General features: G+C 42.4%; 22 protein-coding genes and 1 tRNA gene. 3 read left to right on the plus strand and 20 right to left on the minus strand.

Annotated features, from left to right (window positions below; translation table 11 throughout):
* Positions 1-4 precede the first annotated feature (4 nt).
* The 5 genes from E4K67_RS25710 to E4K67_RS25730 form a co-directional block, all read right to left on the minus strand.
* Positions 5-1,042, minus strand: a complete 1,038-nt coding sequence (locus tag E4K67_RS25710; RefSeq protein WP_135551988.1) for a Gfo/Idh/MocA family protein — start codon at positions 1,040-1,042, stop codon at positions 5-7.
* A 14-nt stretch (positions 1,043-1,056) separates the two neighbouring features.
* A complete protein-coding gene (locus tag E4K67_RS25715) occupies positions 1,057-1,875 on the minus strand; it encodes a sugar phosphate isomerase/epimerase family protein (RefSeq protein WP_135551990.1) in 819 nt (272 codons plus the stop codon).
* A 25-nt stretch (positions 1,876-1,900) separates the two neighbouring features.
* The gene (locus E4K67_RS25720; RefSeq protein ID WP_135551991.1) at positions 1,901-3,088 is read right to left on the minus strand and encodes an FkbM family methyltransferase; all 1,188 of its coding nucleotides are present in this window, start codon (positions 3,086-3,088) and stop codon (positions 1,901-1,903) included.
* Positions 3,089-3,324: 236 nt separating this feature from the next.
* Complete coding sequence (locus tag E4K67_RS25725) at positions 3,325-3,906, minus strand: D-sedoheptulose-7-phosphate isomerase (RefSeq protein ID WP_135551992.1); 582 nt, start codon at positions 3,904-3,906, stop codon at positions 3,325-3,327.
* A gap of 11 nt (positions 3,907-3,917) precedes the next feature.
* Positions 3,918-4,781 (minus strand): N-acetylneuraminate synthase family protein, encoded by an 864-nt coding sequence (locus tag E4K67_RS25730; RefSeq protein ID WP_135551994.1) that lies wholly within the window; start codon positions 4,779-4,781, stop codon positions 3,918-3,920.
* 317 nt (positions 4,782-5,098) lie between these two features.
* On the opposite strand from E4K67_RS25730, the gene rfbG reads away from it, so the two are divergent.
* Together rfbG and rfbH are read left to right on the plus strand one after the other, a co-directional pair.
* Positions 5,099-6,178, plus strand: coding sequence for a CDP-glucose 4,6-dehydratase (rfbG, locus tag E4K67_RS25735; protein ID WP_135551996.1), 1,080 nt, complete (start codon positions 5,099-5,101; stop codon positions 6,176-6,178).
* Between the two features lie 13 nt (positions 6,179-6,191).
* A complete protein-coding gene (gene rfbH, locus E4K67_RS25740; protein ID WP_135552036.1) occupies positions 6,192-7,580 on the plus strand; it encodes a lipopolysaccharide biosynthesis protein RfbH in 1,389 nt (462 codons plus the stop codon).
* A 293-nt stretch (positions 7,581-7,873) separates the two neighbouring features.
* Here the strand turns inward: rfbH and E4K67_RS25745 are convergent, their stop codons facing one another.
* From E4K67_RS25745 to pseB, 5 genes are all read right to left on the minus strand, one after another.
* Positions 7,874-8,605 (minus strand): cytidylyltransferase domain-containing protein, encoded by a 732-nt coding sequence (locus E4K67_RS25745; protein ID WP_135551998.1) that lies wholly within the window; start codon positions 8,603-8,605, stop codon positions 7,874-7,876.
* Positions 8,606-8,651: 46 nt separating this feature from the next.
* Complete coding sequence (locus E4K67_RS25750; RefSeq protein ID WP_135552000.1) at positions 8,652-9,176, minus strand: GNAT family N-acetyltransferase; 525 nt, start codon at positions 9,174-9,176, stop codon at positions 8,652-8,654.
* A 12-nt stretch (positions 9,177-9,188) separates the two neighbouring features.
* Complete coding sequence (locus E4K67_RS25755; protein ID WP_135552002.1) at positions 9,189-10,262, minus strand: N-acetylneuraminate synthase family protein; 1,074 nt, start codon at positions 10,260-10,262, stop codon at positions 9,189-9,191.
* Positions 10,238-11,137 carry an SDR family oxidoreductase gene (locus E4K67_RS25760; RefSeq protein WP_135552003.1) on the minus strand — a complete coding sequence of 300 codons (900 nt, stop codon included), beginning with the start codon at positions 11,135-11,137 and terminating at the stop codon, positions 10,238-10,240. The genes E4K67_RS25755 and E4K67_RS25760 overlap by 25 nt, the downstream gene beginning before the upstream one ends.
* 103 nt (positions 11,138-11,240) lie before the next feature.
* Complete coding sequence (pseB, locus tag E4K67_RS25765) at positions 11,241-12,233, minus strand: UDP-N-acetylglucosamine 4,6-dehydratase (inverting) (protein ID WP_135552005.1); 993 nt, start codon at positions 12,231-12,233, stop codon at positions 11,241-11,243.
* Positions 12,234-12,405: 172 nt separating this feature from the next.
* On the opposite strand from pseB, the gene E4K67_RS25770 reads away from it, so the two are divergent.
* A tRNA-Ala gene (locus E4K67_RS25770) sits at positions 12,406-12,483 on the plus strand.
* 63 nt (positions 12,484-12,546) lie between these two features.
* Here E4K67_RS25770 and E4K67_RS25775 read toward each other — a convergent pair.
* The 10 genes from E4K67_RS25775 to E4K67_RS25830 all read right to left on the minus strand — a co-directional run.
* A complete protein-coding gene (locus tag E4K67_RS25775) occupies positions 12,547-13,284 on the minus strand; it encodes a cytidylyltransferase domain-containing protein (protein WP_135552007.1) in 738 nt (245 codons plus the stop codon).
* Positions 13,274-14,278, minus strand: a complete 1,005-nt coding sequence (locus tag E4K67_RS25780) for a hypothetical protein (RefSeq protein WP_135552009.1) — start codon at positions 14,276-14,278, stop codon at positions 13,274-13,276. The genes E4K67_RS25775 and E4K67_RS25780 overlap by 11 nt, the downstream gene beginning before the upstream one ends.
* Positions 14,250-15,548 (minus strand): DegT/DnrJ/EryC1/StrS family aminotransferase, encoded by a 1,299-nt coding sequence (locus E4K67_RS25785; protein WP_135552011.1) that lies wholly within the window; start codon positions 15,546-15,548, stop codon positions 14,250-14,252. The genes E4K67_RS25780 and E4K67_RS25785 overlap by 29 nt, the downstream gene beginning before the upstream one ends.
* Positions 15,545-16,558 (minus strand): Gfo/Idh/MocA family protein, encoded by a 1,014-nt coding sequence (locus E4K67_RS25790; RefSeq protein ID WP_135552013.1) that lies wholly within the window; start codon positions 16,556-16,558, stop codon positions 15,545-15,547. The genes E4K67_RS25785 and E4K67_RS25790 overlap by 4 nt, the downstream gene beginning before the upstream one ends.
* Positions 16,545-17,108 carry a GNAT family N-acetyltransferase gene (locus E4K67_RS25795; RefSeq protein WP_135552015.1) on the minus strand — a complete coding sequence of 188 codons (564 nt, stop codon included), beginning with the start codon at positions 17,106-17,108 and terminating at the stop codon, positions 16,545-16,547. The genes E4K67_RS25790 and E4K67_RS25795 overlap by 14 nt, the downstream gene beginning before the upstream one ends.
* Positions 17,109-17,380: 272 nt before the next feature.
* Positions 17,381-18,670: a tetratricopeptide repeat protein gene (locus E4K67_RS25800; RefSeq protein ID WP_135552017.1), complete on the minus strand. Its 1,290-nt coding sequence runs from the start codon at positions 18,668-18,670 to the stop codon at positions 17,381-17,383.
* Positions 18,667-19,785 (minus strand): tetratricopeptide repeat-containing glycosyltransferase family 2 protein, encoded by a 1,119-nt coding sequence (locus E4K67_RS25805; protein WP_135552019.1) that lies wholly within the window; start codon positions 19,783-19,785, stop codon positions 18,667-18,669. The genes E4K67_RS25800 and E4K67_RS25805 overlap by 4 nt, the downstream gene beginning before the upstream one ends.
* A gap of 318 nt (positions 19,786-20,103) precedes the next feature.
* Entirely contained in the window at positions 20,104-21,159 is a 1,056-nt protein-coding gene (locus E4K67_RS25810; RefSeq protein ID WP_135552021.1) for an exosporium glycoprotein BclB-related protein, read from the minus strand.
* A 947-nt stretch (positions 21,160-22,106) separates the two neighbouring features.
* A complete protein-coding gene (locus E4K67_RS25825) occupies positions 22,107-23,207 on the minus strand; it encodes a tetratricopeptide repeat-containing glycosyltransferase family 2 protein (protein WP_135552023.1) in 1,101 nt (366 codons plus the stop codon).
* Between the two features lie 122 nt (positions 23,208-23,329).
* Positions 23,330-24,288, minus strand: a 959-nt coding sequence (locus tag E4K67_RS25830; RefSeq protein WP_135552024.1) for a collagen-like protein, incomplete at its 5' end; no start/stop codon positions are given.

Below are 24,288 nucleotides of genomic sequence, written 5' to 3' on the forward strand. Positions count from 1 at the left end.
TGAGTCAATTTAGAGTAATACATTCACCAGTAACCATCGATTCTTTAGCTGCTAGGGCAATTTTTAAGCTAATAGCACCATCTTCAACTGAAATAAAAGATTTTGACCGATTCTCGATACACGTAAGAAATTCAGAAATCTCCTTTAAAAACATTTCATTACGCACAAAATCATCGAATACCGTCTTCCTTAGCAAATCACCATTCCTTGAGTACATATATAAAGAATTTCCTATCAAATCGACGACAATCTTACCTTCATCCCCTATAATCTTGCAACCACGAGATGCTGGTTTTTGGATAAAATCAGCATGAATGTGAATAGGAATAACCTGGCCTTCAGAAGCGCACTCCAACATCATACTTGCCACGTCTTCTACATCAATGGCTAGCTTACTTAACTTCCCTCCTAGGGCAAAAACTCGGCGTGGGGCACCAAATAGCCAATACAAATAATCTATTTCATGAATTTGACTAAGGATCACTCCCCCACCTTGATCACTCCTTGACGCATACATCTGACGGTAATCCTCATAAGGATGCCATCCGGGTAAAAATTCCCCAACTTCTGCGTTAACGGCTAGGATTCTCCCCACCGCTTTCTCTGACAATAGCTGGTGTAGAAGTTGGAGGCATGGATGAAACCGATTTTGAAAACCTACATAACAGACGATCTTGCGGTCTGCAACGGTTTGGATTAGCTCTGTAACATTTTCGTAAGAATGTGACAAAGGCTTCTCAATAAATAAGTCACAACCGACTTTAGCTGCTGCTAAGGCCACTTTCATATGCTCACTAGTAGGATTCGTCACGAAAACAATATCAGGTTTCTCGTCTAATGCTTGGTCCAAATCTGAATAAACCGTAATATTAAATTCTTGTTCTAAGTTTATTCCTTCATTAACTGTCATCTGATCCGTAACGGTTAGATTTAAGCCTTGTACGCGATAAGCCGAAAAACTTACTTTGCTTCCTAAAATACTCTTCAGATTGCGCATGTGGCGCTGACCAATCCCGCCCAGCCCTACCATCAACACTTTCATTCTGTTATCACATCCTATGCCATCAGGGTATTGACAAATTTCAAACTTTGCTTAGCAGCTTCTATCTGATCTTCCTCAAAATAGTGCTGTAAAATAAATCCGCCCCTGAATCCTTGCTTTTTCAGAAAGGGAATTCCCTCCAGAAAATTAGCGTCTCCTGTACCGATGGGTACACTCTCTCCACCCTTTTTTCGGTCCTTAATATGAACCCCAACTAAGACTTCTTTCAAAATTTCCATATCTTCACGCATGTTGAAACCACAGTAAGCAGTATTACCAGCATCATAGTAGGCTCCAATATAGTCGCTATTAAAAGACCGTATTAAATTGAAGTATTCTTGCCCCGGCAACTCCGTCTCTAATCCAAGTTTCACATTAAATTCTTTTGCTTGTTGAACACATTCACCCAAAGCTAATACTAAACAATCCCTATCTTCAATAGATCGAATTTCACTAACTTCCAGTACCGGAATAAGGATAGCTTTAATGCCAATTTTAGAAGCCTTTTCGATTAATTCCTGTAAAATTTCTATACTTGCTCTCCGCTCTTGATCTGGGACTCTAAAGAAAGGATGATCCATGAAATAATCAGCACAAAGAGTCTGCACCGAAACACCCGTTTGTTTAACTAAAGAAGCAATTTTAGCGCGTCCTTCAAGGCTCCAAACTGGATTTTCTTGGTATTTTTCAGACTCAAACAACCACTCGATAGAATCCAGTTTACATTCTTTTGCTAACCAAAATTCTTGTTCCCATGAAGCCCACGGAAATGCTTGTAAACGCGGAAAGGGTCGCGGCGACAAACGACCCTGCATAATCCCAATAAAGCTCATTTAGTTCCCCTCATTTTTCTCTAAATTAGCTCTTTTTAACAACTCTGTCTTTAGGAATTGCATAACAAACCAAATCCCAACACTCATCAAGATGAGGTCTTAAAAAGAAACTATAATCATTATAGAGTCTCTTCATTGCCAATGGGATTCTCCAAATATCACTTTGTTTGTGATAAGCACTTACTGCTAAGATAGGGTGATCCTTGGCAATTGTCTTGCTCAATCCTTCAATAGCACTTAACTCCGAACCTTCAATATCCATTTTAACGAACGTCGTTGTGAGCCCTTCAAGAATGTCGTCTAGACGGACACATTCTACCTTTACTGTACCAGAATCACTAACCTTAGCGTCCGTCTGTCCCGTGGCCTGAAAGAAAACATGGCCATTATAATTCGAAACGGCATAAGGATAAGCTTTAATCTTCTTACGGATTTCCGGCTTCAATGAATCAAGAAAATTATTGAGAGTTTCATAATTTTGCGGATCCGGTTCCATGGCGATCAATGCTTGGAAATCATTTCCCCTTCTTTGCAGAAATGACTTGATGGTATCCCCATCAAATGCCCCACAATCTATAAATGCTTCGTTTTCATTAAGCTTAAACAAGTCATCAACAAAATACTGTTCATCGGGAACAGGATCGCTTAGAAGGCTCCAATCAGCAAGAAATCTCCATTTGATCTGATTCAGGTATTCGCCTCGGGAAAAATCATCTTCCCATAAACTAAAAGCCTCCAATATCTCGCTTTTTTCCAATAGCATCTTGTGAGGAAGATCAATACAAAAATACGGTAAAAAAGCCTCTGGGTATTTCCAGAATAAAAAAGAGAAAGGAACAACCGTCACACAACCGAGTTCTGACAGTTGGGATACCACCTTGGCCATTCGATGTCCCACTTTAGTCGCTCCCCAAATGCAGATTACAAATGAAGCAACTTGCCCATATTTCTTTGCCGCCATATCTGGGGGAAATACTTGGAGTCCTTCGATTTCAGTACCCCACATACCCGGATTATTATCGGCAAAGCCCAAAGGTTCAATTCCATGACTGCGCAAACCCTTTAATACTTTTCGGCCCAAACCTCCACTCCCAAATAGAATAATGGATCGCCCACAGCGTTCAGTAAGTCTGTCAAACTCTTTCGTTTCACGTTCCAATACTTCCTGAACCGATTCACTTAGTATTAACTCCAATTTCTCTTTACTTACCATAATCCTGCTCCTTTTTGGCTTATCGATTTGCTAGGTTTCTCAAGATTGTTTCATAGTGCTGCCCTCAAAAAGGATTCTTGTTTGAATCTTATTAACTTCAGAACTATTTATTCTTGCGTTTCCCAGACAATTTTACCCACTATAGTTGTGGAAAACCAAAGCTGACTGTCAGCCTATATCACGTCACCAGCCACCTTTGGGGAAATTCCATTCTAAATATTCAACTAAAATAGTTCTTAGGTGCTGCCAAAAAGGCTATCCTCAAGCAAAGCGCAGATAATATGAATGATCATGATATGGGCTTCTTGAATTCTAGGCGTATCTGAAGACGGAATAAGCAATGTGATTTCGCATTGCGACGCTATCGTACCCCCGCTACCTCCGAGCAAGCCGACAGTTGCTGCCCCCTTATCTCTGGCTGTGGCTAAGCCTCGATATACATTTGCCGAGTTACCACTGGTACTGATACCGATAACGACGTCACCTGGGGCGACAACCGCCTCGACCTGGCGCTCGAATACCTTTTCATAGTTATAATCATTTGCAATAGCCGTCAGGATCGAGGTATTGGTCGTCAAAGCCAGTGCAAATAAGGCAGGCCTCTCCATTAAGAAGCGACTAACTAATTCAGCCGCAAAATGCTGGGCATCTGCCGCGCTGCCACCGTTACCGAAGATAACAATTTTCTTGCCGGCAAGATAGGCCTTGTAGATCAAATGCACTGCCTTCCCGATTTGTTGGATTAATACTCCATCTAGAACGATAGCCCGTTTACAGTCGATACTCTGTTCAATTAAACTTCTGATTTTATCGTCCATGGCTTTCCCTTTCATTTACGCCGCAGCTTGGCTTTGACAGGTTCTTCAACTTTTAAACAATCTTTTTCCGGTGACCCTAAGGCCTGCTCGACCAGCAGTACATCCCGTACCAATTTGTTAATGCCATTTGGTTCTAGAGATGCAGCCTGATCGGAACCCCACATAGCCCGGTCCAGGGTGATGTGTCGTTCAAGAATGCAGGCCCCCATGGCTGCAGCCACCACTGACGAGGCAATCCCAGTTTCGTGACCGGAATAACCAACGGGAACGTTATACCGCCTTTTTAGAGTCTCTATCACTCGCAAGTTTAAATCTGAGTATTTAGCCGGGTAGGTGCTCACCGTATGCATCAGTACCAAGTCCTCGGTCCCAAGTATCTCAACCGCATGATCAACTTCCTCTAATGAACTCATCCCGGTTGACAAGATAATCGGTTTGCCTGTAGATCTGGTATACTTTAGCAACGCATCATCCGTTAATGATGCTGAGGCGATTTTGTAACATGGAACGTTAAACTGAGCGATAAAATCTACGGACAGTTCATCCCAGCAGGAAGCGAACCAAGAAATGCCGATGGTACGGCAGTACTCGTCAATCGTTGCATATTCTGTCTGGCCAAATTCCAGGCCCCGCTTAAGGTCACCATTTGTCAAGCCAAACGGATTTTCTCGTGGCTTGGCCAATTCTTCTGGAGAATAGACAACGTCTACTGTCCGTTTTTGAAATTTAACCGCTTTGCATCCAGCGGCAGCTGCTACGTTAATTAATTGTTTGGCAATCTCAACGCTGCCGTTATGATTTATACCAATTTCGGCAATGAAATAATACGGGTGCCCGTCACCAACGGGTTTGCCGTCGATCTGAACTGATTTCATTGGTGGCCTCCTTCAGTCTTTGTTTGTCACTCGCTTCTCTAACACACTAGGTCTCAGGCCTCATTACCATGAGGTCTTAAAAAGAACTGGTATCTCCCTGCCGAGCCATTTCCATGGCACGGCCAACCGGGTACATAATAATTTATGTCTTAGGGAGCCTATTTGCTACTAGACAGCGAGTCCAAACTCCCTACCACTTCAGAAAAAAAACTGGATTTTCCATATTCTTTTACGTCACGATTGTCACTCTGAATTAGCGAACAAATATAATAAACAAATCATATTCTATGGAATGAAAGGATATGGAGTGAAAGGATATGGACATTGATCGAAATTTCTGGCAGAAAAAGCGAATATTTCTCACAGGTCATACCGGTTTCAAGGGGTCTTGGTTGAGCCTTTGGCTCTCCAGTTTAGGAGCGCAGGTAATCGGTTATGCCTTGTCCCCTCCAACGAAGCCCAGCATGTTTGAGATTTGCAAGATTGAGCAAATCACTGATTCAACGCTTGCTGATATCCGTGACCTGGGAAGCTTAACCCAGGCCCTTCAATCTGCAAAGGCAGATATTGTCATCCACATGGCTGCCCAATCCTTGGTCCGTAAATCTTATCTAAATCCCGTCGAAACATATTCAGTAAATGTCTTAGGAACAGTTAATCTTTTGGAAGCTGTACGGGCTAATCCGGGGATCAGGGCTGTGCTCAATATCACAACTGACAAATGTTATGAGAATAAAGAGTGGGTATGGGGTTACCGGGAAAATGACGTTTTAGGCGGGTATGACCCTTATTCCAGTAGTAAAGCTTGTTCGGAACTAATCACAGCCGCCTACCGAAATTCTTTTTTCAAACCACAGGAATATGCCACCCATAAAGTGGCATTGGCTTCAGCCCGGGCCGGCAATGTGATCGGCGGCGGCGATTGGGGCCAGGATCGACTGATTCCGGACCTTATCCAAGCTTTGCTCACCGGAGAAAAATTCAACCTGAGAAATCCCCAAGCCATAAGACCCTGGCAACATGTCTTAGAACCGTTAATTGGTTACCTTAATTTGGCCCAAAAATTGTACACCGACGGACCTGCTTATACCGGAGCTTGGAACTTCGGACCTGATGATACTGATGCCCAACCCGTGGAATGGGTTGCCAAGACGCTTTGCAGCAAATGGGGAAAACCTGCTCATTATGAAATCGAGCAAGGATCCCATCCCCATGAAACCTCTGTTCTAACGCTTAATTGTGCCAAAGCCAAGCAGGAACTCCATTGGTCCCCCCGTTGGAATCTGGATAAAGCACTGGAGAGAGTGGTTGAGTGGTATAAAGCTTATCAAGAAAGCCAAGATCTCCAAGCCCTATGTTTTAGACAAATTGCAGAATACACCAACTGTAAAAACTAAGCGAGGCGAAAACATGAGCAACAACGAGATCAAGGACCTGGAAAAATCTCTGCGCAAGCAGGTCATTCAAAGTGCTATTAAGCATTATGAAGTAACCCATAAAGCCCAACAAACTCGCCCCTTTACTCCCGGCGAACCTATTCCTTATGCCGGACGGGTATTCGATGAAAGAGAAATTTCGAATTTAATCGAGGCGACTTTGGATTTTTGGTTAACTACCGGCAAATTTGCTGCCAGTTTCGAAAAGGGGCTCGCTAAATTTTTGGGAGTTAGCTATTGTTCCTTAACTAATTCTGGTTCTTCTGCCAACCTATTGGCCTTTATGGCCTTGACCTCTTCGGAGTTGGGCGAACGTAGCATCAAACCTGGAGATGAAGTCATTACGGTTGCTGCCGCTTTCCCGACAACAGTTGCTCCAATTCTTCAATATGGCGCCATTCCGGTTTTTGTTGATGTTACCCTGCCCACCTACAATATCGACTGTAGCCAATTAGCAAAAGCCCTTTCTTCAAAAACCAAAGCTGTGATGCTCGCCCATACCTTGGGTAATCCTTTCAACCTGGAATTTGTTAAAGAATTTTGTGACCAACACCAGCTTTGGTTAGTTGAAGACAATTGTGATGCTCTCGGTTCAAAGTATTACTATCAGGGGGAATGGCACTATACTGGCACATTCGGGCATCTGGGAACCTCAAGTTTCTATCCGCCACATCATATAACCATGGGCGAAGGCGGAGCGGTTTACACTCATGATTTCCGGCTAAAACGCCTTGTCGAATCGTTTCGCGATTGGGGGCGGGACTGTTGGTGCCCACCAGGACAGGACAATACCTGCCAGCGGCGCTTTGCTCGACAATATGGCGAACTTCCTTACGGCTATGATCATAAATATGTCTACTCACACTTTGGCTATAACCTCAAAGCTACGGATTTACAGGCGTCTATCGGCTGCGCACAATTGGAAAAGTTACCTGAGTTCATCCTAGCCCGCCAACTCAACTGGCAAATCCTGCGCCAAGGACTTGTTGACTTAGAGGACCGCTTTATCCTACCAGAAGCCACTCCTAATTCCACTCCGAGTTGGTTTGGTTTTCTCTTAACCATCAAAGAAAATGCCGGTTTTACGCGCGAGCAAATAGTAACTTTTCTAGAGTGTAATGGTATCCAAACCCGGATGCTGTTTGCTGGCAACCTCTTAAAGCATCCCTGCTTCGATGAACTGCGGCTCACAGGCAAAGGATATCGTGTCGTTGATGAATTAAGAAATACCGATCTGATCATGAAACAAACCTTCTGGGTCGGTATCTATCCTGGATTAAAGCCCGGGATGCTGGACTATATACTGGCTAAAATCCGGGAGTTTTGCGCAAATAATAACCCGCACGGTCTTAGAAACCCATGAAATATTACTGCATAGTAAGTATAATAAATTCACCAGAAAAATTTGCCCCCTCGCGCAGTTCAAATCAGATGCGAGGGGATCTATCTAATAAGAATGTACTCAATGAGAAGTAGCAAAATCCCCAATTGACACATGCCAATCCATGTGTCAATTGGGGATTTTGTAGATAAACCTAACATAGCGGTACCACGTTGCCGTTCAGCATCCGCTAAAATTCGCCCGATTTGGGCGTCCTCCACACTGTATCATTTATTTCATTAGGTTCAAAACACTTTGTTTTAATATACGCTTGATTAGACTACCTTCTGTTTGATATGAGCATTGATTTTCAGCCAATCTTGGTTTTTCTGCAATAGCATTAAAATATCCGCCAAAGTAAAGTCACTGTTATCCAAATATAGAGTCTCAATTATCCTTCTTATCAGCTCAAAATCTTCCTGAGTGTCAACTGTCCATCTATGATAGCTCTCATCAGTTCTATAAGCGACATTTCCCAACTTATAACGTTCTGGATGCCAATAAATAAATGGAGTTACATGTTCTCTTTCTGCTTCCCCTCGTGCTTCTAAATAAGCTTCATTGAGAACTTTATTTGAGAAGATCTCAGTGTCCATCCCCCGAGGATAGCTCGGTTCTAAACGGTTAGAAACATAATCATATTCCGGCCAATGATCAAGAAAAAACCTAATCACCTGATCAATAACTCGATGATCAATCAGAGGGCAATCTGAAGTTACCCTCACTACTCCATCTGCATGATAAGCCACGGCTGCTCCTTGGTATCTTGCCAAAACATCATGTTCCGAGCCACGGTAAACCGGGATCTGTAAGCGCTGGCATAATTCAATAATTGGTTGATCTGTCACATTAGTCGTTGTCGCAATAACTATTTCGTCAGCCAAGTTTACCCGGCGTAACCTTTCAATTTGATACTCCAAAAGTGGCTTATCTAAAACAGTTTTTAAGACCTTGCCTGGAAGCCTAGTGGAAGTCATGCGTGCCTGAACAATAATTACCGTTTTCATAGACACCTCTTTCTTGAGTAATAAAGAAAATTCGCAAATGGCCAACTTATCGATCTGTTGCTAGATACCCATAAAACAACGAATCATGCCATTTACCTTCAGCCCAATGAGTTTCCCTATGTCGCCCATCCAGTTTAAAACCTAAAACTTTGAAGAGCGTCTTTTTAAGTTCATCAAATTCATAAATTTCCGCCCAAATCCTATGCAGTCCCAATTCGTCAAAGCCGTAATCAATCATTGCTTTACCGGAATCCGGGGCAAACTTAGTATCGATATAGAGATCATCTGCTCCAATATAGATAGAAAAATCCGCTGTCCTATTTACCCAATCGATATAACATAGACCACAAGCCCCGAGCAATCTTCCTGTAGCCAATTCAACGATGGAAAACATCCTGGTACTTGGATCTTGGAGTACTTTTTTATCGTACCAGTCATTTTGGTCATCTGATCCCGTTTCGCGATATTCCCGAAAATAACGTCGATATTCAGGCCTATTTCGCCATAATAGTAGTTGAGGTAAATCTTGCCTTTCAATAGCCCTTAACCCTACACATTGACCTTTTAACATAACTATTCTTCCTTATATATCACTTAAAAATAAGGCATCGCCAGCGGCTTTTCTTTTAATAACTTGGCGCCCCACCACATATTTAGACACATAGGGTGGTAAGCTCTCCTCTGGAGCGGGACGTAATGATTCGAGATCATCCTCTAGCAATGTTTCTCCTTCTTGAACATCCCGAGTTAAGCGCAAGCAACGCCTCTGAACAATTTTAGCATCACGTTCGTTGCTTTCTACTCGTTTCACTCCATCACCCAAGGCTTTCTCCAATTCACGGCTACGTTCCATCATCTCACTCCAAGTGGAAGGATTCATGGAAAACGAATGGTCCGGTCCAATTCTACTATTATCGTCAGTTAAGTGTTTTTCAATTATCCTGGCACCTAAGGCAATCGCTCCCAAAACTGCAGCATGCCCTGGAGTATGATCTGACAGGCCAAGAACCATATTTGGATATTTTAAACTATAACTAGTCAAAACTCGCAAATTGATGTTGTCAAAATTCTCGACTCTTCCTGTATAATTTGTGTTGCATTGTAGTAGGGCAATTTGCTGATTATGCTGAATAATCGCTTCAACTGCTCTCTCCACATCCTCAAGGTTTGATGCCCCAGTTGAAAGTATGACTGGTTTTCCGATTTTAGCTACTATCTCAATAAAACTAGTCCAAGTAATGTCACCCGATCCGATTTTATAGGCAGGGATGTATTGATCCAACATATTAATGGCTTCCAAGTCATAGGGAGTTGTCATAAAATCAATACCGACGTCAGCCGCAGTTCTTGCCAATTCTTCATTCCAATTTCTATTACATTCATATTGTTCGTATATTTCATATACAGATTTTTGCCAAGATGCTTGATGACTAAGCTTCTGTCCCAAATTTTTAAAGCCATAATCGCTGACAATTGTCTTAGCTTTAAAATGTTGAAATTTTACGGCATCAGCCCCAGCCTCTTTGGCGCACCCTATGAGTTCCTTTGCCCTTGACAAATCCCCATCATGGTTCGAGGCAACATCGGCGATAAAGTACGTTGGAGCACTAATTGAAATTTCACGCCCATTGATCAGCAGGACATCATCATATCGCATGCTCGATTCTTAACCTCCTCATACTCATTTTTAAGACTTTGTACAACTTCTAACAGAGTGGGGAGTTCATAACCTAAAAGAGCTTCTGCTTCCGCTACATCAAGACCCAAACTTTCGGCTCGGACTGCTTCTTTCAATTGCTTAACACTTCCTGCCTTAACATTTTCTAATTCATAACCAAATTCACGAGCTATAGTTTCAATAAATGTTTTCTTACTGGCTACCTCTCGTCCGGCCAAATTTAATATCCCACTTGGGCTCAGAGGAATAAGCTCGAAAAGTGCTTTAGCAAATTGGCTAACGCCTATACTCGAAGTGTAAAAATCCTCAAAAAGGGTGACTTCAGATTTGTTCTGCAAAGACTTTATTACCCACTCAATAAACGTGGGGGGGCCATCCATATAACGGAATCCGACAATATTAGTACGAACGACCAGCGAAGCCTGAGCCGTTAGAGCAAAGCTTTCCGCCGCGTATTTAGTTCGAGCATATTCATTTAATAGACGCACAGGGCTGGTTGTAGTATGTTTCTTCCCTGCATCGCCAGTATAATAGTGATCCGTGGAAATCTGAATAAACAATGCCCCTATCTGATTGCTGATTTCTGCCAAGATACTCACCGGGCGGGTATTCACTCTGTATGCCAAACCCGGATCCCGTTCACAATTAACCAAATTGCTAATTGCTACAGTATTTATAATAACATCAGGTCTCAGCCTGTATACCTGTTCAGCTAGTTCTTCTTCATTAAGGACGTTTAAACTTAAATCTGTCCGACTTCTAGCCGCCCCAATGATTGTTAACTTACGTTCACGCGCTTCGGTCATTAAAGCACAACCTAACATTCCCGTTGATCCAAGAACAAGTATCTTCATAGCTTATCCTCCAGCATTCAACCTGCTCAATGCAAACATATAATTAATAGCAACTTATATTTTGACTGTAAAAACATGTGTCATCATTCATTAGGAGTAGCTTTTATAGTTGTTCATTCATTTCTCTCAGCTGTTCAACTGTCAGGAAATCGGGATTCATTCCAGAATTATATTCAAACCCTTCTTTTACGGAAATTCCCTTTTTTTCAGTAACATCGATCGAATAATCCATAGGATGAGCAAATCTGATGGCAGGCTTTATTACATAATGATTTTCAAATTCTAATGTCAAATGAGAGTCGTCTGCCGGAACCATAATCTCATGGAGCTTCTCTCCTGGTCTAATACCAATAACTTTGATAGGCATTCCTGGAGCAACGGCTTCAGCTAGGTCAGTAATCCTCATAGAAGGAATTTTGGGGATGAATACCTCCCCCCCATGCATCCTTTCGAAGTTGCTCAACACAAAGTTAACTCCATCCTGTAGACTGATCCAAAACCTGGACATCCTCGGGTCGGTAACCGGGATTTCCTTTGCACCTTCCGCAATTAGCTTCTTAAAGAATGGAACTACTGAACCTCGCGAGCCTACAACGTTTCCATACCGAACAACAGAAAAACGCGTCACATGTCCTCCAGCCATATTGTTGGCCGCAACAAATAACTTGTCAGATACAAGTTTGGTAGCTCCATATAAATTGATGGGATTAGCAGCTTTATCTGTCGACAAGGCGATAACTTTCTCCACTTCATTTTCAATGGCCGCTTTAATAACATTTTGGGCTCCATGAATGTTTGTCTTTACACACTCCATCGGATTATATTCAGCCGCTGGGACTTGTTTCAGTGCAGCTGCATGGATAACGTAATCCACTCCCCGCATTGCTTGACTGAGTCGTTCCGCATCTCTAACATCCCCAATAAAATAACGCATTTCTGAAGCGTTAAATTTTTGTTGCATTTCGAATTGTTTGAGCTCATCTCGCGAGTATATGATGACCTTTTTGGGTTTAAAGCGTTCTAAAATTGTTTCTATATACTGTTTACCGAATGAACCTGTTCCACCAGTAATTAGTATTGATTTGTTATTAAACATCCGATCCCTCGCTTCCCCCTAAGAAGGCTTGAGTCCCCGCCGCAAGTGGGGATTATTATACGTTATGCTTTCATCTCTGCGTGTGTGCGCATAACAGAGGTCAGAAAACAGAAGCCGGAGGTCAGAAAAAAGACCTTCAATAATCCGAATTCTGCCATCTAATATCACACATGGGAGTACAGCTCAGCTGTTGGAGAGCACCTGCCTTGCAAGCAGGGGATCAGCGGTTCGATCTCGCTTACCTCCACCAATAAATCTCTAAATTTTTCTCATGCTAATAATGTTAATATCATTAAATAGGCTTGGGTTCTGTCTATCTAGCTTTCTTTTGCTGTACATGCTGATTCATAGAACGTACCCCGGCATTTTGCTGCAAATAGCGGATAATATCATACAAATCAAAAGTAGGCTTGACAGGATGCAGCATCTCATAAATAGTTTTTATTAACTGGTAGTCTTCCTCCGTATCAAGAGTTAAACGGTATTCTGGATGATGCAAAAAGTGCGAAGCCTCCACATTCGATAAATAGTATCTTTCCGGCTGCTCATAAAAATATAAGGAAACATGTTCGCGCACAGCAGGGTCATTGATGGTCTGTTCCACGTGCCGCAAATCCTTCGTCCGGAAAACTTCCACACTAAAGCCGAGTGGAAATGTCCTGACCAATTGGTTTCCCACATAATCAAGGTACGGATGCTCCAGCATACGCTCGATGACTCGGTCAATCGTTTGACTATCGATCAGCGGACAGTCACTGGTAATCTGGACAATAAAATCAGTGTCATTCGCTTCTGCTGCCTCTACAGTCCGTAACAAAACATCTTCTTCGCTACCCCGGTAAGACAAAACCCCTTGAGATTGTGCCGTTTCCACTACTACATCATCCGTCTGGTTTGTCGTTGTCGCAATGATGATTTGACTGATATAGTTTGATCGTTTTAGTCGTTCTATTAAGCGAACTAAAGCCGGCTTTCCTGCTAAATCCATGAGTACCTTGCCTGGTAATCGGGATGATGTCATACGTGTAGCTACTATAGCATTAATGTTCATCTAACAAGACCTCCCTGATAAATCCCACGACTCGGTCTGTTGAATGTCCGTCCAACCAGATGAAGCTCTTCGGCAGGCAAATATTTTTACGATCTTCCCCTATAGGAGTATTCAATAAGAATTCTAACTCTTGATACGACTTAATTAGTCTTGTGAAGCCAAGTTTATTCGTAATACACAAATCCGGTTTCTGTAAATTAGGTTGATAACTTAATGCCGGAATCCCCATCAGTACAGCATGCAACAATCCAATAGTATTCATGCCAATTATGAGATCATGTTCGGGCATAATATCTAACAATGCGCCATCTACTGAGATTTCCGCATAACTTCGTTTCCAATTAGGATCGTCTTTAGGGTGAAATCTTACACTAAAGGAATAATCGTCGTTTCCTTGTACCGCCAATAAGCATTCTTCGAGAGCTTGCTGTTCGGTATAGCCTAATTCCTGTCCGTACAAAGCAGATAAGGGCTGTGAAAGAAATAATAGTTTCTTTTTATTACCAAAGGACGTTGCTTTTCTTCTTTGTAAGATATATTTATCTAATCCGGGATGCCCCAGAACTTTAAGAATATTTGATGGTACCCCTTCCTGCCTTGCCTCTTGCTCAGCAAGTTCATCCATCACAATATAGATATCGGGATAGATAAAATCGCCTAAATCATCTTTAAACCGGGCCTGATAATTGGACCAATAATCTAAAATAGATATCGTCGGAATCCGGGCTTCTTTACAGGCTGCCATAACTTTTAATTCCAGCCTATTGCCCCAACTTGTCCCAGTGACCAGACCCGACATTTTCTTTTCCAGAAGCATCGATTGAATTGTTTGCACGACCCGTGATTCGGAAGCCGCATTGCTAGGATTCAGTTTCGCTGCCGGACCTAGACAATAGAATTCCAGCGACACAGACTCCTCTTGCATTCTTTCTACAACAGTAAAAAGCGCCTCATACCCACCTGGGTCATGAGCAAGGAAGACTATTTTCTTCATAGGCCCGCAATTCCTCTTTCCCTTGCCAAACCTTTTCAAGGGCTGTCAAAAAATCCTCAATATCCCTAGCCGTATAGGGCAGGCGACACACATCTGCAGTAATGAGTTTTTCTTCATACATTTCTTCTGCTACCGGACAAATTCCTTTTTGGTAACATTGAACAGGCTGACCAATGAATGAAAATGGATAGTGAGTTTGATTGTATACTCTTTTATGCTGATATAGCTTCATCAAATAGATTGGTCTTACATATCCTTCACCTAAAGGAAATCCCTCCGCTTTCATTGCTGCAGCAAATACAGCTCGTTTTATCGTCCAAATATCTTGGTTAAATTGAATTGGATAGACGTAGTAGGAATGCTCATACCCTTCAGGCACGGTTACACCCTCTAGTCCCGAGAAGCGCTTTAAGCCTCTGGATAATTGGTCTGCCAAAGCACGCCGCTTTATTAAAAACCCATCTAATTTGTTAAGCTGTTCTATCCCGATAGCAGCATGTAATTCAGTCATCCGATAATTGGATCCCAAAACCACTGTATCATCGTCATTGAGGTCGTCTACAATCACTTCACCATGGTTGCGAATTAATTGGCAACGATAGGCCAACTTGTCACTATCCGTTAATATAATCCCGCCTTCACCGCTATGAATAACTTTGTGGTAGTTCAGGCTGAAAATACCCAGATCACCAAAAGTTCCTGCCTGCTTCCCAACAATCGTAGCGCCAGGCGACTGAGCATTGTCCTCGATCACATATAGACCGTGCTGTTTGGCAATTTTAATGATTTCAGGCAAATTACCCGGCAAACCAAATAAATTTGTCACCATAATGGCTTTTGTCCGTGGGGTCAGCCATTTTCCGATCTCTTTAGGATTCAGATTATAGGTTTCTGGACAAATATCTACAAATACCGGCACTGCATTATTCATCAAAATGGCACTAGCCGTAGCAGACATTGTATAAGGAGTAACCAGCACTTCATCTCCAGGGCCAACCTCACAGGCGGCCAGAGCCGTATGTAAGGCTGTCGTCGCCGAGTTGACTGATATGCTATGCTTTGCCCCAAATTTGCCAGCAAACATCTCCTCTATTTCTTTTATCCTGGGGCCGCCCAAAAATTGCTCCCCGGCCCGGCCCAAAAAGACTGAGAGATTGCCGGATTCCATCACCTTGACAACGGCGGCTTTTTCCTCTTCGCCCATGGTACTCGTCCAGGGAATAGCTGTTTCTCTAACAGGGGTACCACCGAATAATGCCAATTTGTTCATTGTAATCTCACTCTCTCTTTAGAACAATGATTGTTAAATGACCGTATTAAAGGTTCCGCCACATATAGAGGATAAACACCATGTTCTACCGTACATAGGGGATGTTCCAGACCATCGAGGATATTGACCAGATGGTTAACAGCATTACCTAAATTTGATTCTGACAGAAGTTGGTTTTCAAAGCGCTCTAAATACAAACTTTTAAAACCAGTGTAAAGATGATGTTCACCTACTTGGTAATACAATACGTCGTCACCGCTATTACGTATTTCTATCTTGCCGTTGGAAAAATACAGATCGATTTCAAATAAATAGTATTGTTCATCATCAAAGGCTTCGGCAAATCCCAAGATGTTTTTATCGATTAGAAACGCAAACGTATATGAAGGATCACTATCATAATCGGCAGACGTTTTTATTTTTTTAAGAGCTTGAACCTCGCTAATTTTTCCACCCCACCAATGTAACAAATCAAAAAGATGCGAGCCCGTATTATTGATTCCCCTCGTATATTTGACGTGTATTTTTTGTAGCTCACCATATTGCCCTTTGGCAATATGGGTTTTAACACGCTGCATCCCGCTATTCCAACGACGGGAAAGATTGGGAATCAGCCGGCAGTTCCCTTTCTTGAGTTGTTGTTTCAATAAATTTGCTTCATCAACACTACTAACTAAAGGTTTTTCACAAAAAATAATTCGGGTATCAGTGTTCTGCAATATATATTGAATGGCCGACAAATGATGAGCAGGTGGCGTACATACACTGATAATGTCTACAGAATGATTTTTCAAAAGTTCCTCCATACTCTGGTAAAATGGTACTGCCGGTGCTATTTTGTGCAATGCCTGACCCTGATCAATTCGTATATCTGTCGCTGCAACCAGTTCAATGCACGAATTTAGCTGATAAGCAGAAACATGCGCAGAAGGACTTTCCCTTTTAGGGTCAAAATCATACGTTAAGCCTATTTGCCCTAATCCGACAACTGCCGCTTTATATTGACTCATGAGCTCTACCGGCCAGCCAATCACTGTGCAATAAGCTCAAATTCACACAGTCATGATATTGCCCATCACAGAAATAAGCCTGTCGTAAAATACCTTCTTTCTTATAGCCCGTTTTTTCAAGCGCCCGTATTGAGCCTATATTTTCATCCACGACTCCCGCGGCTATGCGGTTTAAATTCAACTTTTTAAAACTATAGTCCGCTATTGCTGAGAAAGCCTCAGCTGCGTATCCTTTACCCCAGCAATCAGTCTCGCCAATAATAAGCCCTATCTCGGCAGAACGAAACACATAATTGATCGAATGCAGACCTATATTGCCAATATGCCTGTCCTGTTCTTTCAATACAATTGCTAGAACAATATCCGTCTTGCTTCCTGACAGATTCTCATAAAAAGCGTTCATTGACTCAGGGCTATTAGGGAACGCACCATGCCGCATCCATTTAGTAATCGTTTGATCATTGAGCCATTGAAAGTAATTACCTTCCAGATCTTCTTTTTCAAGTCTACGCATATAAATTCTGTTAGCAACTAAAAAAGGATTATGCAAAGACGTTCCCTCCTGACGGCGATCTACCGTTATTCTCTTAAAGTACTCTTAGAATTTGGACCATAAAACCTGCTCCAATAGTTCCCGCGCTATAATTAGCGCGTTATATTCCTCTCCATAATTCACCTCCCACATTTTCGTACTTTAAAAGGATCTTTTCTAGTGTATTCGTGAGAACTCTAGCTGGTGCCAAATTGAGAACCCGCACTTTTAAATGCGGGTTCTGTCATTGTATACATGTCTACAACAGACAATTTGGTTTTTGATGCCATTCACTTCTCGTGAACAATTTCTTTCTTTTCGGGAGATCCTATTCCCAACATACGCTCCAAATATTTCTTGTTGTGCAGAACCTGGCTATCTCCTGGACAAGCATTTCTAGCTATCTCATTATGCTCATAGGCCAACTCAGGTTTGCCTAAGCGGTCATAGCAAACACACAACTGTATATTCAATATATAGGTCATCGAGCTACTTATTGGTTCTTCCAACTGAGTCGCTAATTTATACCAGAAAGCTCCCTGTTCATATTGCTTGGCATTCAAGAAATAATAACCTAATTGACAACAATACTCAGCCCTTGGTATGGCATATTCAAAGGATTTTAAAATATATTGAAGTAGTTTGTCCTTTTCTCCTGAACTCTGAAAGTAATTAACCAGTTTTCGACAAGTAGCAATTTTATCTTCAACCTTACCCTGTCCTGTCTGCAAAAATTCTTGATACGCTTGAATCGCCCGATTATTGCTTTCTAACAACAATTGCCTTAGTTCTGGACCGGACAGACAGTCATGAACGCCAAGTTCCTCTTCAACAAACGTCTTTTGCTCCTCACTAATGACTTGCGTAGGACCCTGAAACATCTCTGTGACAAAAACACCCATTGGGTGATCTAAAAAACTAAATTTTGCGGGCGCAGATCTATCTCCGCTATTTTCCATAACAACTGGCTCCCCCAAGACGAAAAAGGGAATACCCATTTCTACCGCATAAAATGAATATGAGCCCACTTGATTAGACGTTGCATATTTATGACTTCTAAGAATTTCATAAAATTTTTGTACAAATTCAAATCCTGGGACATACTTTGGCCCGGCAGTTACAATATTGAACCCATATTTTTTATATATTACGTCCTTCTTTCTTGCTAAATCATCAGCGTGCAAACATATCGTTATCGGATGAAACTCGATCGGAAGACTTAACAGCAGCTTACAATACCCATCTATATCGAATACTGAGTCCATTAGTTCAGTGGCATGTGCCGGAAAGGCTACTGTGCCGACGGCAGCTATATCCTTCTCAATTTGCCTTAATTTTCGATAGTGTACAAAAGGTGCACCAATAATAACTGCAGGAATACTACTTTTTTCATTCCATCCTTGTAGACGTCTTCTGTTTAAAACTAACATTAGGGGTTCATCAGTTAGAAGATCGCCAGCATTAGGCGCCGTATCAGCTCCCCACCCGTGCTCACCGTTAAATAATAGACGCAGCCCCGGTGGGTAGTTAGTATATTCTCTTATAATCGCATTATATCCGTAGATTGAATTTTCGCTCATAATTCATTCCCCCTGATTTCCTTTTCAATGGACTTTATTCCAAACGTACGCTCCAAATATTTCTTGTTGTGAATAATCTGAGGATCTTCCGGACGAAACGTTCTAGCAATTTCATTATGCTTATAGGCTAACTCCTGCTTACCTAAGCGATCGTAGCAAACACACAACTGTAAATGAGGTAACCACGTCCAGCAAGCTTCAAGCATGGGCCCCCTAAAATCAGGTTTTTCTAATTTAGTAGCTAAACCATACCAAAAAGCTGCCTGCTCATATTGCTCAGCACGCAAGAAATAGAACCCTAAGCGACAGCAAAATTCAGCCCTTGGGTTGGCATATTCAAAGGATTTCAAATTCCACTCCAGCTCTTTGGCCTTGTCTCCTAACTGCTGAAAGCAATCAGTAAGTCTTGCACAAGCTGAAATTTTATCCTCGTCCCATCCTTGTCCAGTGTTTAAAAATTCCTGGTAAACTTCAATCGCGCGATGATAAAGCTGATGTTGAAATAATTCATTACCATAATAATATAAATCTCGCGAAGAAAAGGGCATGCCTTTATCCTGATTCTTCTCAAATATTTTTAAGTTGCGGTCGCTGACTTTAAACGTACCCGTATGGGTTACACAGATATCCGACTTCAGAATCTGCCCATACACATTCATATATTCATGCACTGTTCCAATCCAGCGAAAGTTTTTACTCCGCTTGACCAGGCGATTTCTCCCAAAACTATACGTTACTACTCCGAACTCATCGCGCTTTAAAACATAAGGCATATTTACAGCGTCAATGAGTGTGGCCAAGTTTCCCTTCAGGTCGAGAAACTTCCGAGAATCCACTTCTAATAAAACATCATCAGCATCGAGCCATAGGATGTAATCCATGGTTGCTTGATCGAAAGCATGATTTCGGGCAGCCGCGAAATCATCAATCCACTCAAAGTCATAAATTTGCTCCGTGTAAAGACGCACTATCTCTTTCGTGTTGTCTGTCGAGCCGGTATCAACGATTATAATTTCATCCGGGATTCCTTTCACCGAATCTAAACATCTGGCAATGGTGGTTTCCTCATTACGAACAATCATGCAAAGACTGATGGTTATAGGATTATCCTCCATCGTTTCAAATCACCTCAAAGTTTGAGTTTTAGCCATACTCTATCGTATTCAACAGGCTCGAATATGGAAACACATTTATCTTTAAAAATAGAAGCCCTCGGTTTTTTTCACGGACCTATCCAACATAAGCCAGATCACATCTCCCTAATTTAATTTATTGTAATAAACACACATTTGTAAAACGATTACTTCATCTTCAAAATTTGGTCCTTTGGCGTTACCAAGGGACTAGAAATCTATAACAATTATTCCATGAATGACAATGGATGCAATTGTAGTAATTCCAGTTTCCATAAAACCATTCCCCGTAAGTTAGGACTATGATATTCCAACACCCGCACTAGCATACCCTGATACGGTATTAACAAGTGACACACCTGCAGCCGTAGCGGAAAATACCATTAATAATCTCGTCTCCTGGGTCACCGGTATTGCTAATCCAGTGAGAATTGCATTATCTGTATCGCCCACAGCAAGTGGGGCTGCGAAAGTTAATGTTACCGCAGTACCTGCGACAGCGGAGAAAGTATTATTTGGTACAACTGAGCTGTATAACTGTGCTGTTATTGTTATTGTTGTTAAAGCTATAGCTAATGCTGACGAAACACTGAAGAAAGCTGCTACTGACGTTATAGTTCCATCCCGGGGAACTGAATAAGCAAAGTTTAGAGTTTCGCCCAAAGCACCTGTAAGGTCTATAGTTGCCCCAAGGCTAACAAGGCCTGTGGCGGAACTTCCGAACCCAACAAAACTAGGAATGCCAACTGCTCCAAGGAGAAGCGTGGTTACTGTAACAGGATCCCCTGATGCATACGGTATGATTGCACCAATTCCGGCGATTCCGGCTGTTCCCTGAATACCTTGCGTCCCCTGGATTCCCTGCGTTCCTTGAATACCCTGCGTTCCTTGGATTCCCTGAGTTCCTTGGATTCCCTGAGTTCCTTGAATTCCCTGAATACCTTGCGTTCCTTGAACGCCTTGGACGCCTTGAGTTCCTTGGATGCCCTGCGTTCCTGTTGCTCCCGTAGCTCCTATTGGATCAAGTTCCGCAGATACCAAGCGATGAGCTGCGACCAAATTCCCCGCTGGATCCTTTCCCCAGGTGGATATCTCAACAGCATTAGAGCTGGCGATGAATTGAAATTCAAACTCACAAACTGCGCATAATAGATTCTTTCCGCTACTTCCCCCTGGAGCCATAATAAATAACTCCAAGACATACAGGGTTTTCGCAATCCCTGTCGCGTAAAACCCTTCAATAAAGACGGTAGCGGCAATTGTGTCATCATTGGTGATTTTTATTGTAAACGTTGTGGTTGGTCTAACTTCGTTAACTGGTGTATTTTCAATCAAGCTGGTCGTTAATTCAGCCACGCTCACTTCCCCTTTACTTTATTTCTATTCTTTTTACTATTTCTTGTTAAAATGGGTTGATTTCTTGTGCAATCACCCTTACCCTGTGGGTTGTAGTTAAGTTCCCAGTTGCGTCTTTACCCTAAGCAGTGACTTGACTTCTACGCCTCCGAGCCATCAGTGAATTGAACCTCAAAGGCATCAAATTGGGCGAAATAGCTTTTCAAGGCAACACCACCTGCTGTAAGAGTAAACAACTCCTGTGCATACATCACTTTTGTCGTTTCGCTTTCAAAAAACCTTCTATATATTTAGTACATTTACTGAAGTAGTATCATCATTTGATATATTTACCGAGAGCGTCGAACTCGGCCTAAACCCGCTACCGCAGCGTTTTAAAACAAACCTGTATTAATAGCACCATATTACACCGCCTCCAAGCATGTGTTGATTTATGTTACGAAATTTCACATATTCTGTTACATATTCAGCCCAGTAGATATCAGTAAGAGGATGACTCAAACTATTGAGTCATCCTCTTACTGATATCTACTGGGCTAGATTTCACCAGACGTTGCGCAATAGACCCTGAATTCATCCATGGGGAGGAAGCGCGGCTTCGTTTCCCTTTCTTCCTATATTGACTGCATTGATATAACAACTCTATCGCATCCGACATAACATAATATGGAAAAATATTTCCCTTTAAAATTAAGAATAGCCCACTGTTTTTTTGCCAAAAGACCTCTCTAACAAAATTGATTCAATCTCTTGATGATAATGCCAACACACCCTCCAAATACTTCTTGTTACGAAGAACTTGGGGTTCTTCAGGTCGATACTTCCTGGCTAGCTCATTATGCTCATAGGCCAACTGATATCTACCTATGCGGTCATAGCAAACACACAACTGTAAATGGGGTAACCACGTCCAGCAAGCTTCAAGCATGGGACCCCATATAACCGATTCACTCTCTGGATGACAATCCCAACATTCCCTCCAAATACTTCTTGTTATGAAGAACCTGAGGGTCTGCGGGTCGATACTTCCTGGCTAGCTCATTATGCTCATAGGCCAACTCATGTTTACCTAAGCGGTCATAGCAAACACACAGCTGTATATGCGGTAACCACGTCCAGCAAGCTTCAAGCATGGGGCCCCAAGAATCAATAGGTTTTTCTAATTGAGTAGCCAGTTTATACCAGAAAAGTCCCTGCTCATAATGCTCAGCGCGCAGAAAATAGTCACCTAAGCGACAGCAGAACTCAGCCCTGGGGTTGGCATATTCAAAGGATTTAAAGATATATTCAAGTTGTTTGTCCTTATCTCCTAAATTCTGAAAACAATCAGCCAGTTTTCCGCAAGCTGAAAGTTTATCTTCAACCCAGCCCTGTCCTGTCTTCAGAAATTCTTGATAAGCTTCAATTGCCCGATTATTGAGTCGGTGATCGAACAGTTCATTGGCATAGTAATATAAATCCCGTAGAGAAAACGATTCCCCTCTGGCCTTACGCTTCTCAAATATTTTTAGGTTGCGGTCAAAATCAGCACTTCCCGTACCCTTGTGTATTACACAAATATCTGAATTTAAAACATGTCCATACACCTCTAAATACTCGTGAACCGCCCCAATCCAACGGAAGTTCTTACTTTTTTTGACCAAACGGTTTCTTCTGAGACTAAATGTAGCCGCACCAAACTGGTCAAACGCTAAAAGATAGGGCATATTTACGACGTCCATCAAGGGATCTAAATTTCCCTTCAGCTTCAGGAATTGCTCACGATCAGAATCTGTAAAGATATCATCAGCATCCAGCCAAAGAATATAATCCATGGTCGCTTTGCTAAAAGCAAAATTGCGAGCAGCCGCAAAGTCATCAATCCAGGTAAAATCGACAATCCGTTCAGTGTATTGACGTACGATCTCTTTCGTACGATCTGTCGAACCGGTATCAATAATTACAATTTCGTCAGGAATACCTTTGACGGAATCAAGACATCTCGCAATTGTATTCTCTTCGTTACGGACTATCATACATAGACTGATCCTTATTTTCTTATCCTCCATTCTTTCTCTCCTTTTCCACAAACGTTACTATATATATATTCAAAATAAATTCATTGGGAAGTTAGGAAACAAGAAGATAAATAATAAAGTCCCTTGGCGTAACCAAGGGACTAAAATCCATATTAATTTATTCTGTGAATAACAATGGAAGCATTTGCAGTAGCTTCTGATCCTCCCACATTTACAGGAAGTGTAGCAGTATCTCCGGTTAAGTCGTTCCTTAGTGTAGCGGTTGCACCAGTTGCAGCCGTAAAGATCACTTGACCATAGTTTACTAGACTACTTCCAGTGGCAAAAGTTACACCAAATCTACTGCCAGTTACCGCAGTTGCACCTAAAAACACAGCAAATTGGTTGGGTGCTGTTGCGCCTACCTGGAATGTTAACAGATAAGTCCCCTCATTATCGAACGTTAAATCTGGGTTTCCGGCAGTGTGCGAAATGTTTAGCAATAAACCATTAGTATCAAACGTAACATCGGCTCCATCCCCGACATCTTGCGCAGTAGTATTATAAACATATGCATAAGCATCGGATAGTGCGATTCCCTGTGTTCCTTGGACTCCCTGCGTTCCTTGGATTCCTTGTGTCCCCTGAATCCCTTGGATTCCCTGGGTCCCTTGGATTCCCTGGGTCCCTTGGATTCCCTGGGTCCCCTGGATGCCCTGGGTCCCCTGGATTCCTTGGGTCCCCTGGATTCCTTGGGTCCCCTGGGTCCCTTGGATTCCCTGGGTCCCCTGGATGCCCTGCGTTCCTTGGATTCCTTGCGTGCCTTGGATTCCTTGTGTCCCCTGCGTTCCTTGGATTCCTTGGGTTCCCTGGATTCCTTGTGTCCCCTGAATCCCTTGGATTCCCTGGGTCCCTTGGATTCCCTGCGTTCCTTGGATTCCCTGGGTCCCCTGGATGCCCTGCGTTCCTTGGATTCCTTGGGTTCCCTGGGTCCCTTGGATTCCCTGGGTCCCTTGGATTCCCTGGGTCCCTTGGATTCCTTGTGTCCCCTGAATCCCTTGGATTCCCTGGGTCCCTTGGATGCCCTGCGTTCCTTGGATTCCCTGCGTTCCTTGGATTCCTTGTGTCCCCT

Origin of the sequence: Desulfosporosinus fructosivorans (assembly GCF_004766045.1) — a bacterium.
Classification (GTDB): domain Bacteria; phylum Bacillota; class Desulfitobacteriia; order Desulfitobacteriales; family Desulfitobacteriaceae; genus Desulfosporosinus; species Desulfosporosinus fructosivorans.